A 16,546-nucleotide genomic window follows, 5' to 3' on the forward strand; every position below is an offset into this window, starting at 1 on the left:
ACGCCGGCTTAACCGGCGTCTGGGCGATTAACGTGTAGCTCAGGCCTTATTGTCTACTTTGGCACGGGCTTCGTCACGTAATTCTCGTCGTAATATCTTCCCGACGTTGGATTTCGGCAGCTCATCGCGGAATTCCACCAGCTTCGGCACTTTATAGCCCGTCAGCTGACGACGACAAAACGTTACCAGCGCTTCCTCGGTGAGAGAAGGATCTTTCTTGACCACAAATATCTTCACCGCTTCACCGCTGCTGCCGGAAGGCACGCCGACCGCTGCCACTTCGAGTACGCCGCTGTGCTGCATGACCACGTCTTCGATCTCATTCGGATAGACGTTGAAGCCGGAGACCAGGATCATATCTTTCTTGCGATCGACAATGCGCAGGAAACCCTCGTCATCCATCACTGCAATGTCACCGGTATGCAGCCAGCCATCTTTGATGATTTCGTCAGTCGCGTCGGGACGCTGCCAGTAGCCCAGCATCACCTGTGGACCTTTGACGCACAGCTCACCCGGCTCACCCGGCGCAACTTCATTATCGTTATCATCGACCAGTTTCGCTTCAGTGGAAGGAACGGGCAGACCAATGCTTCCGCTGTGGTAGTCGATGTCATGCGGGTTAACGCTGACCAGCGGCGCGCATTCCGTCAGGCCATAGCCCTCCAGCAGATACTGACCGGTGAGCTTCACCCAGCGCTCGGCCACCGCCTGCTGAACCGGCATACCGCCGCCCGCAGAGAGGTGCAGCGTGGAGAAGTCCAGCTGCTGGAACTCTTTGTTATTAAGCAGCGCGTTAAACAAGGTATTTACCCCGGTCATGGCGGTGAACGGGTATTTTGCCAGCTCTTTCACCAGCCCCGGGATATCACGCGGGTTGGTAATCAGCACGTTTTGACCGCCCAGCTCAATAAACAGCAGGCAGTTCATGGTCAGTGCGAAAATGTGGTACAGCGGCAGCGCCGTGATGACCAGCTCTTTGCCGGGATGCAGCAGCGGCCCGTAGGTTGCGTTGACCTGCTCAAGGTTCGCCAGCATGTTGCGGTGAGTCAGCATTGCGCCTTTCGCCACGCCGGTGGTGCCACCGGTATACTGCAGGAAGGCGAGATCTTCTGAGACCACTTCCGGCTTGACGTACTGCATCCGATAGCCCGCATGCAGCGCGCGGCGGAAGGAGATAGCGTCCGGCAGATGGTATTTTGGCACCAGACGTTTGACGTATTTGACGACAAAGTTAACCAGCGTGCCTTTGGCGGTAGAGAGCTGATCCCCCATGCGCGTCAGGATGACGTGTTTCACCTGGGTTTTGTCGACCACTTTTTCCAGCGTGTGGGCAAAGTTGGACACAATGACAATCGCGACCGCGCCGCTGTCGTTCAGCTGATGCTCCAGCTCGCGCGGGGTATACAGCGGGTTGACGTTGACGACGATCATCCCGGCACGCAGGATACCGAACAGCGCCACCGGGTATTGCAGCAGGTTCGGCATCATCAGCGCGACGCGATCCCCTTTTTGCAGCCCCAGCCCTTCCTGCAGATACGCCGCAAACGCCCGGCTGCGCTCCTCCAGCTTACGGAACGTCATCACCTCGCCCATATTCACAAATGCGGGCTGGTCCGCGTAGCGCCTTACCGAGTGTTCAAATAATTCCACCAGGGATTGATAACGGTCAGGATTGATCTCAGCAGGAACATCTGCGGGATAACGGTTAAGCCAAACCTTCTTCAATGCATCACCTCTGAAATGAGTGTTCGTCGTCATCACAACCCCGATAATAAACAGTTTGTTAACATTATATTAACTCAGCGTACCAGTTTATTAATTGTTCAGATTTAAGGTTGCGAAGCGCGTCACTCTTTTTTTTCGTTTTATCCGTAAAAAAACAGAGACAGCGGCTGAGCCGCTGTCTCTTTTCTAGCAATAACAGTAAGTTACTCAGTAACGATCGTCTGTACCTGTGCAGGTCCCGGGTTATACCAGCCCCAGCCCGGGTAGCCGTAGCGATAAGGATGCGGACCCCACATCCACGGATCGATCGGCTGCGGCGGCATAATCACCTGCTGGGCCAGCCGCCAGCGCTTGTATCCGTTGACCTGCATGGTCATAAATTTATACGGCGTGTTGCCGATTTTGCCCTGCACGGCGCCGGTAATCGGCCCGACGACGGTCACCAGTTGTCCGCGAAAATCGACCGGATCGAGGAACCCGCTGACGTCCGCATAGATACGTCCCCGGGAGGCCTCGCCCAGTACAGGCCGCGCGCCGCTGTCCAGCGGAACGGTGGCGATCTCCAGGCGGGTTTTCCCCTGCTGGTTTTGTACGTCAATCACCTTACCGCCAAAGCGCGCTTCCTGGCCCACGTACAGCTCAGGCGCATTCATCACCCGAACCAGATCCTGCTGTGGCGTCGGGCTGCTGCCCTTAATCGCATCAGGAACGGAAACGCATCCGCTCAGTGCTATGGCAACCGCGCCTGCCATAATAAGGCGTACTACTTTAGTCTGAACCGCCATGATGCGACTCCTTTTTCTCAGTTCCTGTTACTGAGATTCACTCGCGGCCCGGAAGTTTCTTCCACGCGACGGTGTTTCGCAAATAAACCGGTTCCGCCTGTTCAACAGCCACGGTTTTGCCTGCTGCGAGCAACTGGCTGGCAATCGGAAGCATATCTTCCGCAGCCGGCAGAAGCATGTTGCCGTCCACCAGCGTCAACCCGGTGTCGTTCGCCATCTCAGGCCACGCTGGCCAGCCCGTGCCGACGGTCGCCCACTCGCCGGACAGCTGCTTCAGTCGTTCTGTCACCGCTTCTGGCTTAAGCACGGCTTCCGTCTCTTCACCGTGCCACACGCCCTGCTCGTCACGGGTGTATTCGGCCCAGTAGACTTCGCCCATGCGGGCATCAATCGCTGCCAGGACGCGCGTTGCCCCGGTCATGCGCCATGCGCCCTGCGCCATGGTGGCGAGGGTAGAGACGCCGATCATCGGCAGTTCGGCGCCCAGGGCCAGCCCCTGCGCAATGCCAATCCCGATACGTACGCCCGTAAAGCTGCCGGGGCCGCGGCCAAAGGCCAGCGCGTCGAGGTCGGTTAAGGAGGTGTTGCCCTGGGTTAAAATGGCTTTTACCAGGGGCAGAATGCGTTGGGTGTGTTCCCGGGGGCACTCTTCGAAATGGGCAGAAATAGCACCGTCGTTCAACAGGGCAACAGAGCAAGCCTCTGTCGCGGTATCAATAGCCAGAATTCGCATCGGTCGTCGCGCTCTCGCAAGGGTCAGTCACAAAATGGCGCGCATCTTAGCACACTCCGGAGTAAATTACTCCGCCGTTGGGTTTGCCAGGAAACGCACCGCGCGTTTTATGTCCCGCGTCCGCGGCGCGGGTGGCAGGCTTGCAAGGAAGGTTGCCCCGTAAGGACGCATCACCAGCCGGTTATCGCAGATGACCAGCACGCCGCGGTCGGTGACGTCACGGATTAAGCGCCCTACCCCTTGCTTAAGCGTAATGACCGCATCCGGCAGCTGAACCTCGTCAAACGGATCGCCGCCGCGCAGGCGACAGTCTTCCATCCTCGCCTTCAGCAGCGGATCGTCCGGGGAGGTAAACGGTAGCTTATCAATGATCACCAGCGAAAGCGTGTCGCCGCGCACGTCCACCCCTTCCCAGAAGCTGCTGGTTGCGACCAGCAGGGCATTACCGGCACTAACGAATTGCTGCAGCAACTGGCCTTTGCTGGTTTCACCCTGCAGCAGCACCGGTAGCGTCATGGTGGCGCGGAACTGCTCGGCGAGGTCGCGCATCATGGCGTGGGAGGTGCAGAGCATAAAGCAGCGGCCGTTATTGGCCTCTATCATTGGCTTCAGCATCGCCGCCAGCAGCCGGGCCGCACCCGGCTGGTTGGGAAGCGGCAAATTGCGCGGCACGCAGAGCAGCGCCTGCTTTTCGTAATCGAACGGGCTGGGCAGAAGCAGCGATTCCGCCTGCTCAATGCCGAGGCGCTCGGTGAAGTGGTGCAGATCGTCATTCACCGACAGGGTTGCCGACGTAAAGATCCAGCTGCCCGGCTTCTGCGCCATCACCTCTTTAAATTTATCCGCCACCGTCAGCGGCGTCAGCGCCAGGGTAAAGTGGCGCGAAGTGCACTCGTACCAGTAGCTGTAACCCGGCTGGTTAATCTCTTTCAGCCGTTTGAGCCGCCCGCGATAGAGCGTGGCGCGCTCGAAGGCCGCATCCAGCAGCGCGGAGCGGCCGAGTGACAGTTTTGCCACGTCGTAGCAGAGCTCAAGCGCATCATCGAGCAGCAGCAGCGCACGCTGGATGTTTTTATCCGCCAGCAGCTCGCGCAGGTTACCGCGATAGCCCGGCTCGCCGAGCTGTAAACGGAAATCCTGCGCGCTCTGCGCCAGACGGTCGGCGCACTTCTGCAGTTGCTGGGTATCTTTGAGTTCGGTCCGGTAAGCAATGGTGAAATCTTTCGCCAGATCCTGCAGCTGACGGCTGGAGAGCGACTGACCAAAGTACTGGCTGGCGATGTCCGGCAGCTGGTGGGCTTCGTCGAAGATCATCACGTCCGCTTCCGGGATCAGCTCGCCGAAACCGCTATCCTTGACGACCATATCCGCGAGGAACAGATGGTGGTTCACCACCACCACATCCGCATCCATCGCCGTTTTGCGCGCTTTCACCACGAAGCAGTCTTTATACAGCGGGCAGTCGCTGCCGAGGCAGTTGTCGTTGGTGCTGGTCACCAGCGGCCAGGCGGGAGAGTCTTCCGGCACGCTCGCGCAGGTGCTGATATCGCCCTCTTCGGTCTGGTTCGCCCAGGCGCGAAGGATAATGACGTCGCTCAGGGTTTGCACCGGCAGGTCGCCGCCCGCCAGCGCCTGCTGCTCAAGGCGTTCCAGGCAGAGATAGTTGGAGCGCCCCTTCAGCAGGGCCAGACGGCCTTTATATTTCAGTGCCTTTGCCACGGTGGGCAAATCGCGGCTGTAGAGCTGATCCTGCAGCGCCTTCGAACCGGTGGAAATAATCACCTTCTTTTTCGCCCGCAGCGCCGGCGCCAGGTAAGCATAGGTTTTACCCGTGCCGGTACCGGCTTCGACCACCAGCGGCTGAGCCTTATCGATGGCGCGTGCAACGGCGTGCGCCATCTGTCGCTGAGGCTCACGGGGTTTGAAGCCGGGGATAGCCTGCGCTAATTGACCTTCAGGGGAAAAATCGTCTGCCACGGTGCTCTCTCACTGTATTTTTGCACAGGGATTATGTCAGCCCATCCACTCATGTGCCACCCCAAATAGTGACGACAGATGAACAATATGGCAGTCTTGCCGCCTGACGACGAAAAATAACGAGGAAACGTTTATGACAATTGTGCGCATTGATGCCGAAGCCCGCTGGTCTGATGTGGTGATCCATAACCAGACGCTCTACTACACCGGCGTCCCGGCTAACCTGGACGCGGATGCGTTCGAGCAGACGGCTAATACCCTGGCGCAGATTGACGCGGTGCTGGAAAAACAGGGTAGCGACAAATCCCGCATTCTGGATGCGACGATTTTCCTGGCAAACAAAGATGACTTCGCGGCAATGAACAAAGCCTGGGACGCGTGGGTGGTGGCGGGTCACGCGCCTGTACGTTGCACCGTACAGGCCACGCTGATGAAGCCGGAATACAAGGTAGAGATTAAGATTATCGCGGCGGTTTAAGCCCGATCACTCTTCATCTTCATCCTCGAAACGCGCCACGATCCGCTCGCCGGTATGCGTGGCGCGCAGTTCTTCTGCCACCTGGGAAATCGCCTGTCCGCTGCTCATCCCCTGGGACATCAGTTCCTGAATTCGCTCAACCGCTTTCTGCTGCTGTTCATGGCTCAGAGAAGGTAAACCTGCAAACATCGTCAACTCCTGCTAAATTATTCGCGCTAATTATTTCACGCTGCCCGGTAGTATGCCACACATGAACATGCGCTTCCCCACTGTTATTACCCTGCCCTGGCGGACAGACGCCGCTGAATACTGGTTTGCCCGCCTGAGCCATCTTCCGTTTGCGATGCTGCTGCACTCCGGCCATGCGGACCATCCCTATAGCCGCTTTGATATTCTGGTCGCCGATCCGCTGAAGACGCTGACAACCGATGACCTGTCGCTGACGGACGAGCCGCTGATGCAGCTTCAGCACGACATTGACGCGCTGGGCTTATCTGCCACACCCAACCCGGATCTTCCTTTTCAGGGGGGCGCGCTGGGCCTGTTTGGCTACGATTTGGGTCGCCGTTTCGAAACGCTGCCCGAGCATGCGCAGGTCGATATTCACCTGCCCGACATGGCCGTGGGGCTGTATGACTGGTCGTTAATTGTCGATCACCAGAAAAAAACGGTTTCCCTGCTGAGCCATCGTGACGTGCAGGCGCGTCTGGCCTGGCTTGAGGCGCAACAGGCTGCACCCGCAGAGACGTTCACGCTGACCTCCGGCTGGCGCTCCAACATGAGCGCCGCGGAATATGCCGAAAAATTCGCGCGCGTTCAGGCGTATCTGCAAAGCGGCGACTGCTATCAGGTTAACCTCGCCCAGCGCTTCGAGGCGACCTATCGGGGAGATGAGTGGCAGGCGTTTACCCGTCTTAATGCCAGCAATAAGGCACCGTTCAGCGCCTTTGTGCGTCTGGAACAGGGGGCGATCCTCAGCCTGTCGCCCGAGCGTTTTATTCATCTGGCCGAGGGCACCATTCAAACCCGCCCGATTAAGGGCACGCTTCCACGCCTTGCCGATCCTGATGCCGATCGCCAGCAGGCGGAAAAACTGGCCGCATCGACAAAAGACCGCGCCGAAAACCTGATGATTGTCGATCTGATGCGTAACGACATTGGCCGGGTGGCCGTGCCGGGCAGCGTCCGCGTGCCGGAACTGTTTGTCGTTGAGCCTTTCCCGGCGGTGCATCATCTGGTCAGCACCATTACCGCGCGGCTGCCTGACTCGCGCACGGCCTGCGATCTTCTGCGCGCCGCGTTCCCGGGCGGCTCCATTACCGGTGCGCCGAAGGTGCGGGCAATGGAGATCATTGATGAGCTGGAGCCACACCGCCGCAACGCCTGGTGCGGCAGCATCGGCTATATCAGCCTGTGCGGCACGCTGGATACCAGCATTACCATCCGCACGCTGACCGCCTGCGACGGAAACCTTTACTGTTCGGCCGGGGGCGGCATTGTTGCCGATAGCCAGGTCGATGCGGAATATCAGGAAACCTTTGATAAAGTTAACCGTATCCTGAAACAACTGGAGTAAACACGGGTGGAAAAAGAGGATCTGACGCTGGATGACTTTTTATCTCGCTTTCAGCTACTAAGACCGCAGGTCAACCGCGAAGCGCTGAATCAACGTCAGGCGGCCGTGCTGATCCCGGTTGTGCGTCGCGCGCAGCCGGGCCTGCTGCTCACCCAGCGTTCCGCCCATTTACGCAAGCACGCGGGTCAGGTCGCTTTTCCGGGGGGCGCGGTAGACAGCTCAGACGCCTCGCTGATTGCCGCCGCGCTGCGCGAAGCGCAGGAAGAGGTTGCCATTCCGCCGGAGGCCGTTGAGGTCATCGGCGTGCTGCCGCCCGTCGACAGCGTCACCGGTTTTCAGGTCACGCCGGTGGTCGGCATTATCCCGCCGGGCCTGCAGTATCACGCCAGCGTCGATGAAGTCTCCGCGGTGTTTGAAATGCCGCTGGAAGAAGCCCTCCGACTGAGTCGTTATCACCCGCTGGATATTCAGCGTCGTGGGCATGACCATCGGGTCTGGTTGTCCTGGTATCAGCATTATTTTGTCTGGGGCATGACGGCGGGCATTATTCGTGAGCTGGCGTTGCAAATCGGCCTGAAGCCTTGACTATACTTTACATTCCGCCCTCTTCTGCCAGGTTTGCGATCTGCGTCGCGCTATTAGCAAAACCCATCGTTAACCATTAGTTTAATTCATGTGAATAGTTAAGCCGAGGTCGGTGTTCCCTCTTACACTATGCGCAGTTATAACATCGTTACTGGAACCCCGGTAACCCTGTCAGGAGTGTGAAAGTGATTAGTATATTCGACATGTTCAAAGTGGGAATTGGCCCTTCGTCTTCCCATACTGTTGGCCCGATGAAGGCCGGTAAACAGTTCGTCGATGATCTGGTCGAAAAAGGATTACTGGAAAGCGTTACCCGTGTCGCCGTGGATGTTTACGGCTCGCTGTCATTAACGGGTAAAGGCCACCACACCGATATCGCCATTATTATGGGTCTGGCAGGCAATATGCCAGATACCGTTGATATTGATGCCATCCCGGCATTCATCCGCGACGTGGAAACACGCGGCCGCCTGCTGCTGGCAAACGGCCAGCAGGAAGTTGATTTTCCGCAGGATGACGGCATGCGTTTCCGTAGCGACAACCTGCCGCTGCATGAAAACGGCATGACCATTCACGCTTATAGCGGTGAAAAAGAGATCTACAGCAAAACGTACTACTCCATCGGCGGTGGTTTCATCGTGGATGAAGAGCATTTTGGCAAAGACAGCGTCGGCGACGTCAGCGTACCGTACCCGTTCAAATCGGCGACCGAGATGCTGGGTTACTGCAAACAGACCGGTCTTTCCCTGTCCGGCATGGTGATGCAGAACGAACTGGCCCTGCACAGCAAACAAGAGATTGAAGACTATTTTGCCAACGTCTGGCAAACCATGCGCGCCTGTATCGATCGCGGGATGAACACCGAAGGGGTTCTGCCGGGTCCGCTGCGCGTGCCGCGTCGTGCATCTGCTCTGCGCCGTATGCTGGTGACCACGGACAAATTCTCCAACGACCCGATGAACGTGGTCGACTGGGTGAATATGTTTGCACTTGCGGTTAACGAAGAGAACGCCGCCGGTGGCCGCGTCGTGACGGCGCCAACCAACGGCGCGTGCGGCATTGTTCCTGCGGTGCTGGCGTATTACGACCACTTTATTGAGCCCGTGACGCCGGACATCTATATCCGTTATTTCCTGGCAGCAGGTGCCATCGGCGCGCTGTACAAGATGAATGCCTCCATTTCCGGTGCGGAAGTGGGCTGCCAGGGTGAAGTCGGCGTGGCCTGCTCCATGGCGGCAGCAGGTCTGGCAGAGCTGTTGGGTGCAAGCCCTGAGCAGGTCTGCGTGGCGGCTGAAATCGGTATGGAACATAACCTCGGTCTGACCTGCGATCCGGTCGCGGGCCAGGTGCAGGTGCCGTGCATTGAGCGTAACGCGATTGCCTCGGTGAAAGCCATCAACGCCTCACGTATGGCGATGCGCCGTACCAGCGAACCTCGCGTATCGCTGGATAAGGTGATTGAAACCATGTACGAAACGGGCAAAGACATGAACGCGAAATACCGCGAGACGTCCCGTGGTGGCCTGGCCATTAAGGTGCAGTGCGACTAATACTGCCTTTCGCCCATCTGCAACGGATGGGCGAATTTCCCTCCTCTTCCTCGTCTCCTTCTGCTTTCCCCACTACACTTTCACTGTTGCGTCCGGCTTTTGTGGCTGGTGGCTTATCAGGCGACCGTTCATGCAAACTGCACAAACGATCATTAAAAACTATCGCCGAAAACGCGTTATCGTCTGTGTGACGGTTGCGCTCCTCACGCTCATCCTGACGCTGGGCATTCGCTTTATTTCCCAGCGCAACGTTAACCAACAGCGGATCCTCGATTTCACCAGCCATACCGTTCGCGCCCTTGATAACGTTCTGCTTTCGCTGGAAAACCACCGCAACGTGCTGCAGCCGCTGGTGGGACAGCCCTGCCCGCAGGTGCAGCTGGCGCTGCGACAGCAGGCAGCCATTTTGCAGACGGTACGTTCTATCGCCCTGATTAAAGACGGTATCCTGTATTGTTCGAGTATTTTCGGCAGCCGCAGCGAGCCTGTCCGTGACTTCCTTCAGGAACTCCCCGCCAGCACGGCGAAGCTGATTTTATCGACCGACCAGTGGCTGCTTAAGGGCAGCCCTGTTTTGATCCAGTGGTATCCCGTCTCCCAGGACGGTGAAGAAGGCGTCGTCGAGATTATTAATATCGACCTGATCGCCAGAATGATCCTCGAGCCCCAGCGTCCGCTCATTAATGACGTGGTACTGACCGTCGGCGATCGTTTTTTACGCTACGGTCAACGCGTCACCGACAGCCTGACGTTTGATGAAGACAGCGCCCTTTTCCAGCAATCATCAACCCGAAATCCTTTCACCATTACGGTCAGCGGACCTGGCCCCGGTGAGTTAGCCTTAAAAAGCCTGCCCGCCCAGCTGCCGCTGGGGCTGATGCTCAGCCTGCTGCTGGGCTATCTCGCCTGGCTGGCGACGGCAAACCGGATGAGCTTTACGTGGGAGATCGATATGGGCATTGCGGCGCGGGAATTTGAGCTTTTCTGCCAGCCGCTGGTGAATGCCCGCACCCAGGCGTGCACGGGCGTTGAGATCCTGCTGCGCTGGAATAATCCCCGTCAGGGCTGGATCACCCCGGAGGTGTTTATCCCTCTGGCAGAAGAACATAACCAGATTGTCCCCCTGACCCGCTATGTCATCGCCGAAACGGTGCGCCAGATAGGCTACTTCCCGTCCAGCGCCGGTTTCCACATCGGCATTAACGTTGCAGCCAGCCATTTCCGCCACGCTGTACTGGTACAGGACCTGAATCGTCTCTGGTTCAGCGCCAATCCGCGACAGCAGCTGGTGATTGAACTCACGGAACGGGATGCGCTGCTGGACGCGGATTATCGCATCGTGCGCGAACTGCATCGCAAAGGGGTGAAGCTCGCTATCGACGATTTTGGCACCGGGAACAGCTCCCTCTCCTGGCTTGAAAAGCTGCATCCGGACGTCCTGAAAATTGACCAGTCCTTTACCACCGCCATTGGCACGGATGCCGTGAATTCAACGGTGACGGACATGATCATTGCGCTGGGCCAGCGGCTGAATATCGAGCTGGTTGCGGAGGGGGTCGAAACGGAAGAGCAGGCGCGTTATTTACGCCGTCACGGCGTTCCAGTCCTGCAGGGCTTTTTCTATGCGCGGCCGATGCCGCTACGGGACTTTCCAGACTGGCTGGCGGGAAGTGCTCCCCCGCCAGCGCGTCATAACGGGCACATCGTACCCTTAATGCCGCTGCGTTAAGCAGACTTACTCATCTTCGTCGTGGGCAGATTGTTCTTTAACAATACGGACCATATCAACGCGATAGTCGTTGGCTTCGACAATGGTAATGTGCAGCGGCGGCAGCTCGATCACATCGCCAACACGCGGGATCTGGCCGTTTACGGCGATGACCAGACCGGCAACGGTCGCGATGTCTTCTTCATCGTTGACCACGTTTTCCAGCCCCAGCGTGTGCGAGAGCGCGTGCAGGTCGGTGGTACCTTTAACCAGCCAGCCTTCGCCATCGGCAACAATTTCCGGCGTTTCGTCTTCATCCGGGAATTCACCGGCGATCGCTTCCAGCACGTCCAGCGGTGTCACCAGCCCCTGCACCACGCCAAACTCGTTGGTGACAATAACAAAGCTACCGCGAGCGCGGCGCAGCACCCCGAGCAGGTTGATCGGATCCAGCGTTTCCGGCACCACAATCGCAGGCGATGCAGCAGCAACGGCTTCGACGTTAACGCCCTCTTCCAGGGCGACCAGCATCTCTTTCGCCCGCACCACGCCGATGATCTCATCCAGTTCACCACGACATACCGGGAACAGGCTGTGCGGTGAAGAGAGCAGCTGCTGGCGAATTTCATCAACGCTCAGGTTAGCATCGACCCAGCTGATCTCCCCGCGCGGCGTCATGATGCCGCGCAGCGAACGGGAGGCCAGAGAGAGCACGCCGTTAATCATGTAGCGTTCCTGTTCCACAAACGCCCCTTCCGGGACCGGAACCGGGTTATGGTTGTCGGAATCAGACTGCACGTTCACCTGACGACGGCCGCCCATCAGGCGCAGAATGGCATCTGCGGTACGGGCGCGCAGCGGCTGATTTGACTGCTGCTTGATAAAGTTACGGCGCGCAATCTGGTTGAACAGCTCGATCAGGATCGAGAAGCCAATCGCGGCGTACAGGTAGCCTTTCGGAATATGGAAGCCAAAGCCTTCCGCCACCAGACTCAGACCAATCATCAGCAGGAAGCTCAGACACAGTACCACCACCGTTGGATGCTGGTTCACGAAACGCGTCAGCGGCTTCGACGCCAGCAGCATGACCGCCATCGCAATAACCACCGCAGCCATCATGACCGGCAGATGGTTCACCATGCCGACCGCCGTGATCACCGCATCCAGCGAGAAGACCGCATCCAGCACCACGATCTGCAGTACCACGACCCAGAAACTGGCATAGCCTTTACCGTGCCCATCATCGTGCTGACGGTTTTCCAGCCGCTCGTGAAGTTCTGTCGTCGCTTTGAAGAGCAGGAATATCCCCCCGATCAGCATGATTAAATCACGGCCGGAGAAGTTGTAATCCATGACGGAGAACAGCGGTTTGGTCAGCGTGACCATCCACGAGATGACGGAGAGCAGCCCCAGTCGCATGACCAGCGCCAGCGAGAGACCAATCAGACGCGCTTTATCACGCTGTTTTGGCGGCAGCTTATCCGCAAGGATGGCGATAAACACCAGGTTATCAATGCCGAGAACGATCTCCAGCACCACCAGCGTGAGCAATCCCACCCAGATTGACGGGTCCATTAAGAATTCCATGACAAGCTCCTGCTAAAGGAATGACGAAACGGTGCCCCACTCAATGTGGGCAAAACAGAGGCAGACAGAGTCGTTACGTGGCGAGGATCGCCGGTGAAAAAGGCGCGAAATGGCCTGGAAGATGACTGACGTCGGTGACGGTCCATATAGTGGGCTGGAGCCCTATACTCCTGAACAATTAAACGGAGGCTAAACATATCAGAGAGACTGTGTTTTTAGCAAAGATTTACGTTCCTTTGCAAAGTTCTGTAACACAGCGGCTTTACGCTACAGATAATTCTGTAACGCGTGGCTAAATTACGGATCTTCATCACATAAATTATTTTTTCACTATCTAAAATAATTCGCGGAAGTCTTAGTTTTTTGAACTCTAACCCTTATCTGAATCGATTCGGTTCGCCAATACGATTCTCAGTACGACTGCCTGGCAGGCGTATTAATGATAATAAAAGGAGGTAGCAAGTGACCATTGCTATTGTCATAGGCACACATGGTTGGGCTGCTGAGCAGCTACTCAAAACGGCAGAGATGCTGTTGGGCGAGCAGGAAAACGTCGGCTGGATCGATTTCGTTCCCGGTGAAAACGCCGAGACGCTGATAGAGAAGTACAACGCTCAGCTCGAGAAGCTGGATACCAGCAAAGGCGTGCTGTTTCTCGTTGATACATGGGGCGGCAGCCCGTTCAATGCTGCCAGCCGCATTGTCGTCGATAAAGAGCACTATGAAGTTGTCGCCGGGGTCAATATTCCCATGCTGGTGGAAACCCTCATGGCACGCGACGACAATCCGTCCTTCGATGAGCTGGTTGCACTGGCCGTTGAAACCGGCCGCGAAGGGGTTAAGGCCCTGAAGGCACAGCCGGTTGAAAAACCTGCCCCTGCGCCTGCAGCGGCATCGAAAGCGGCGGCACCGGCAAAACCGATGGGCCCGAATGATTACATGGTGATCGGCCTTGCGCGTATTGATGACCGCTTAATCCACGGTCAGGTTGCCACGCGCTGGACCAAAGAAACCAACGTTCGACGCATTATCGTGGTCAGCGACGAAGTGGCCGCTGATACCGTACGTAAAACCCTTCTGACTCAGGTTGCTCCTCCTGGCGTTACCGCGCACGTTGTGGATGTCGCCAAGATGATTCGCGTATACAACAACCCGAAATATGCGGGCGAACGCGTGATGCTCCTGTTCACTAACCCGACAGACGTTGAGCGCATTGTTGAAGGCGGCGTGAAAATCACCTCCGTTAACATTGGTGGTATGGCATTCCGTCAGGGCAAAACGCAGGTCAACAACGCCATTTCAGTCGATGCGAAAGATATCGAAGCATTCAACAAGCTGAATGCACGCGGTATTGAGCTGGAAGCCCGTAAGGTTTCCACGGACCAGAAACTGAAAATGATGGATTTGATCGGCAAAGTTGGGAAATAAGCCCGCGCCGGTTTTTCACATAATGCTTATGTAATAGGAGAAGTACAATGGAGATTACCACTCTTCAGATTGTGCTGGTGTTCGTGGTCGCATGTATTGCGGGTATGGAATCCGTACTTGATGAATTTCAGTTCCACCGTCCTCTGGTGGCCTGTACGCTAATTGGGGCCGTTCTGGGTGACATGAAAACCGGTATCATCATCGGTGGTACCCTGGAAATGATCGCCCTGGGCTGGATGAACATCGGTGCGGCGGTTGCGCCCGATGCCGCGCTGGCCTCTATCATTTCTACCGTTCTGGTTATTGCCGGTCACCAGAGTATTGGTGCAGGTATCGCCCTGGCAATCCCGCTGGCAGCCGCAGGCCAGGTTCTGACCATCATCGTTCGTACTATCACCGTTGCCTTCCAGCACGCGGCGGATAAGGCGGCCGACAATGGCAACCTCACGGCACTGTCATGGATCCACGTTTCATCCCTGTTCCTGCAGGCGATGCGTATCGCAATCCCGGCGGTTATCGTCGCGATCTCTGTGGGTACCAGTGAAGTCCAGAGCATGCTGAACGCCATTCCTGAAGTGGTCACCGGCGGCCTGAACATCGCGGGCGGTATGATCGTGGTCGTTGGTTATGCGATGGTCATCAACATGATGCGCGCAGGCTACCTGATGCCGTTCTTCTACCTCGGCTTCGTGACCGCGGCCTTCACCAACTTCAACCTGGTTGCACTGGGTGTGATCGGTGCGGTGATGGCGATTCTCTACATCCAGCTCAGCCCGAAATATAACCGCGTTGCGGGTGCCCCAGCGCAGGCTGCTGGTAACAACGATCTCGATAACGAACTGGACTAACAGGTGAGCGAAATGGTTGATATGACAAAAACTACCACCGAGAAAAAACTCACTCCGGGTGATATTCGTGGCGTGTTCATCCGTTCTAACCTGTTTCAGGGTTCATGGAACTTCGAACGTATGCAGGCGCTGGGTTTCTGCTTCTCCATGGTACCGGCGATCAAGCGCCTGTACCCGGAAAACAACGAAGCACGCCGTCAGGCCATCAAGCGTCACCTGGAATTCTTTAACACCCATCCTTACGTTGCTGCCCCTGTACTGGGCGTAACGCTGGCGATGGAAGAGCAGCGTGCAAACGGCGCAGAGATTGACGATGGTGCCATCAACGGTATCAAAGTCGGTCTGATGGGTCCGCTGGCCGGTGTCGGTGACCCTATCTTCTGGGGGACCGTGCGTCCGGTCTTCGCGGCACTGGGTGCCGGTATCGCGATGAGCGGCAGCCTGCTTGGCCCGCTGCTGTTCTTCATCCTGTTCAACGCCGTGCGTCTGCTGACCCGTTACTACGGCGTGGCCTACGGCTACCGTAAAGGGGTGGACATCGTTAAGGACATGGGCGGCGGCTTCCTGCAGAAACTGACTGAGGGGGCGTCAATCCTCGGCCTGTTTGTCATGGGCGCGCTGGTAAACAAGTGGACGCACGTGAACATCCCGCTGGTGGTATCGACCATCACCGGACAGGATGGTCAGACCCGCGTCACCACCGTGCAGACGATTCTGGATCAGCTGATGCCGGGCCTGGTCCCGCTGCTGTTGACCTTCGCCTGTATGTGGCTGCTGCGTAAGAAAGTGAATCCGCTGTGGATTATCGTTGGCTTCTTCGTCATCGGTATTGCGGGCTACGCCGTCGGCCTGCTGGGCCTGTAAGTTTCAATGCTATAGGCCGGGGGCTTGCCCCCGGTTTTTTTTATCTGGAGGATGAATGACTGTCACGGACATCGTACTGGTTTTATTTGTTGTTGCCCTTCTGGCTTACGCGATCTATGACGAGTTCATTATGCCCCGCCGTCACGGCGAGACGCTGCTCTCCCTTCCCCTGCTACGACGCGGGCGCGTGGATGCCTTTATCTTCGTGGGTCTCATCGCCATTCTTATTTACAATAACGTCACCAGCCATGGTGCATTATTAACCACATGGTTATTATGTGCGCTGGCATTAATGGCGATTTATCTGTTCTGGATCCGCACGCCAAAAATCATTTTTAAATCCCACGGATTCTTCTTCGCCAATGTATGGATAGAATATAACCGTATTAAAGAGATGAATTTATCCGAAGACGGCGTGCTGGTGATGCAATTAGAACAACGCCGCCTGCTTATTCGGGTGAAGAATATTGATGACCTGGAAAAGATATACAAGTTACTCGTTAAAACTCAATGAGTTAGCTATATAGCAACGGCTATATCCTGTGTTTATTTTGCGCAAGAAATATAGCCGAAGCTATATCCCCACCGCTAATTTGAACGCTATTTGTTAACGATATTTTCACGATCAAAGACAAATGAAAATCGTTATCAACAAACGTTTTAAATAATGCCTTTTCATTGTTGTTTTATATTCTCAAAATA

The 16,546-nt window shown here is 56.6% G+C and carries 15 protein-coding genes; 9 read left to right on the forward strand and 6 right to left on the reverse strand.

Annotation, left to right across the window (positions count from 1 at the left end; all coding sequences use genetic code 11):
• Positions 1-39: 39 nt before the first annotated feature.
• The 4 genes from fadD to F3J31_RS02940 form a co-directional block, all read right to left on the reverse strand.
• Complete coding sequence (gene fadD, locus F3J31_RS02925) at positions 40-1,725, reverse strand: long-chain-fatty-acid--CoA ligase FadD (RefSeq protein WP_074180385.1); 1,686 nt, start codon at positions 1,723-1,725, stop codon at positions 40-42.
• Between the two features lie 203 nt (positions 1,726-1,928).
• Complete coding sequence (locus F3J31_RS02930) at positions 1,929-2,510, reverse strand: Slp family lipoprotein (RefSeq protein ID WP_028018678.1); 582 nt, start codon at positions 2,508-2,510, stop codon at positions 1,929-1,931.
• Between the two features lie 37 nt (positions 2,511-2,547).
• The gene (gene tsaB, locus F3J31_RS02935; protein ID WP_167211245.1) at positions 2,548-3,243 is read right to left on the reverse strand and encodes a tRNA (adenosine(37)-N6)-threonylcarbamoyltransferase complex dimerization subunit type 1 TsaB; all 696 of its coding nucleotides are present in this window, start codon (positions 3,241-3,243) and stop codon (positions 2,548-2,550) included.
• Between the two features lie 66 nt (positions 3,244-3,309).
• A complete protein-coding gene (locus F3J31_RS02940; RefSeq protein WP_023325496.1) occupies positions 3,310-5,220 on the reverse strand; it encodes an ATP-dependent DNA helicase in 1,911 nt (636 codons plus the stop codon).
• A 133-nt stretch (positions 5,221-5,353) separates the two neighbouring features.
• Here F3J31_RS02940 and F3J31_RS02945 point away from each other — a divergent pair, with 133 nt between their 5' ends.
• Positions 5,354-5,698: a RidA family protein gene (locus F3J31_RS02945; RefSeq protein WP_008500498.1), complete on the forward strand. Its 345-nt coding sequence runs from the start codon at positions 5,354-5,356 to the stop codon at positions 5,696-5,698.
• Positions 5,699-5,704: 6 nt separating this feature from the next.
• Here the strand turns inward: F3J31_RS02945 and F3J31_RS02950 are convergent, their stop codons facing one another.
• Positions 5,705-5,887 carry a YoaH family protein gene (locus F3J31_RS02950; RefSeq protein WP_008500497.1) on the reverse strand — a complete coding sequence of 61 codons (183 nt, stop codon included), beginning with the start codon at positions 5,885-5,887 and terminating at the stop codon, positions 5,705-5,707.
• 61 nt (positions 5,888-5,948) lie between these two features.
• Between F3J31_RS02950 and pabB the strand changes: the two genes are divergently transcribed.
• The 4 genes from pabB to F3J31_RS02970 all read left to right on the forward strand — a co-directional run bounded on the left by pabB (position 5,949) and on the right by F3J31_RS02970 (position 11,138).
• On the forward strand, positions 5,949-7,274 hold the full coding sequence (pabB, locus tag F3J31_RS02955) for an aminodeoxychorismate synthase component 1 (RefSeq protein ID WP_167212025.1): 1,326 nt from the start codon (positions 5,949-5,951) through the stop codon (positions 7,272-7,274).
• A 6-nt stretch (positions 7,275-7,280) separates the two neighbouring features.
• The gene (locus tag F3J31_RS02960) at positions 7,281-7,859 is read left to right on the forward strand and encodes a CoA pyrophosphatase (RefSeq protein WP_167211248.1); all 579 of its coding nucleotides are present in this window, start codon (positions 7,281-7,283) and stop codon (positions 7,857-7,859) included.
• 185 nt (positions 7,860-8,044) lie between these two features.
• Complete coding sequence (sdaA, locus tag F3J31_RS02965; protein WP_008500494.1) at positions 8,045-9,409, forward strand: L-serine ammonia-lyase; 1,365 nt, start codon at positions 8,045-8,047, stop codon at positions 9,407-9,409.
• Between the two features lie 130 nt (positions 9,410-9,539).
• Positions 9,540-11,138 carry a cyclic diguanylate phosphodiesterase gene (locus F3J31_RS02970; protein WP_167211251.1) on the forward strand — a complete coding sequence of 533 codons (1,599 nt, stop codon included), beginning with the start codon at positions 9,540-9,542 and terminating at the stop codon, positions 11,136-11,138.
• A 6-nt stretch (positions 11,139-11,144) separates the two neighbouring features.
• On the opposite strand, the gene yoaE is transcribed toward F3J31_RS02970, so the two are convergent.
• Entirely contained in the window at positions 11,145-12,704 is a 1,560-nt protein-coding gene (gene yoaE / locus F3J31_RS02975; RefSeq protein ID WP_167211255.1) for a CNNM family cation transport protein YoaE, read from the reverse strand.
• 462 nt (positions 12,705-13,166) lie between these two features.
• Here yoaE and manX point away from each other — a divergent pair, with 462 nt between their 5' ends.
• From manX to F3J31_RS02995, 4 genes are read left to right on the forward strand one after another with little or no spacing between them, the layout of a single operon-like run.
• A complete protein-coding gene (gene manX, locus F3J31_RS02980) occupies positions 13,167-14,132 on the forward strand; it encodes a PTS mannose transporter subunit IIAB (RefSeq protein WP_167211258.1) in 966 nt (321 codons plus the stop codon).
• 47 nt (positions 14,133-14,179) lie between these two features.
• Entirely contained in the window at positions 14,180-14,980 is an 801-nt protein-coding gene (gene manY, locus F3J31_RS02985) for a PTS mannose transporter subunit IIC (protein ID WP_024909729.1), read from the forward strand.
• Between the two features lie 12 nt (positions 14,981-14,992).
• Positions 14,993-15,844, forward strand: a complete 852-nt coding sequence (locus tag F3J31_RS02990; protein WP_006810994.1) for a PTS mannose transporter subunit IID — start codon at positions 14,993-14,995, stop codon at positions 15,842-15,844.
• Positions 15,845-15,899: 55 nt separating this feature from the next.
• Positions 15,900-16,358 (forward strand): DUF986 family protein, encoded by a 459-nt coding sequence (locus F3J31_RS02995; protein WP_048029444.1) that lies wholly within the window; start codon positions 15,900-15,902, stop codon positions 16,356-16,358.
• Positions 16,359-16,546 lie beyond the last annotated feature (188 nt).

The organism is Enterobacter sp. Acro-832 (assembly GCF_011752745.1).
Classification (GTDB): Bacteria; Pseudomonadota; Gammaproteobacteria; order Enterobacterales; family Enterobacteriaceae; genus Enterobacter; species Enterobacter quasiroggenkampii.

Excerpts from the sequence above, each read along its gene's own strand:
- F3J31_RS02930 (WP_028018678.1), bottom strand. The coding sequence starts at position 2,510 with ATGGCGGTTCAGACTAAAGTAGTACGCCTTATTATGGCAGGCGCGGTT.
- tsaB (WP_167211245.1), bottom strand. The coding sequence starts at position 3,243 with ATGCGAATTCTGGCTATTGATACCGCGACAGAGGCTTGCTCTGTTGCC.
- F3J31_RS02945 (WP_008500498.1), top strand. The coding sequence starts at position 5,354 with ATGACAATTGTGCGCATTGATGCCGAAGCCCGCTGGTCTGATGTGGTG.
- F3J31_RS02950 (WP_008500497.1), bottom strand. The coding sequence starts at position 5,887 with ATGTTTGCAGGTTTACCTTCTCTGAGCCATGAACAGCAGCAGAAAGCG.
- pabB (WP_167212025.1), top strand. The coding sequence starts at position 5,949 with ATGAACATGCGCTTCCCCACTGTTATTACCCTGCCCTGGCGGACAGAC.
- F3J31_RS02970 (WP_167211251.1), top strand. The coding sequence starts at position 9,540 with ATGCAAACTGCACAAACGATCATTAAAAACTATCGCCGAAAACGCGTT.
- yoaE (WP_167211255.1), bottom strand. The coding sequence starts at position 12,704 with ATGGAATTCTTAATGGACCCGTCAATCTGGGTGGGATTGCTCACGCTG.
- manY (WP_024909729.1), top strand. The coding sequence starts at position 14,180 with ATGGAGATTACCACTCTTCAGATTGTGCTGGTGTTCGTGGTCGCATGT.
- F3J31_RS02990 (WP_006810994.1), top strand. The coding sequence starts at position 14,993 with ATGGTTGATATGACAAAAACTACCACCGAGAAAAAACTCACTCCGGGT.
- F3J31_RS02995 (WP_048029444.1), top strand. The coding sequence starts at position 15,900 with ATGACTGTCACGGACATCGTACTGGTTTTATTTGTTGTTGCCCTTCTG.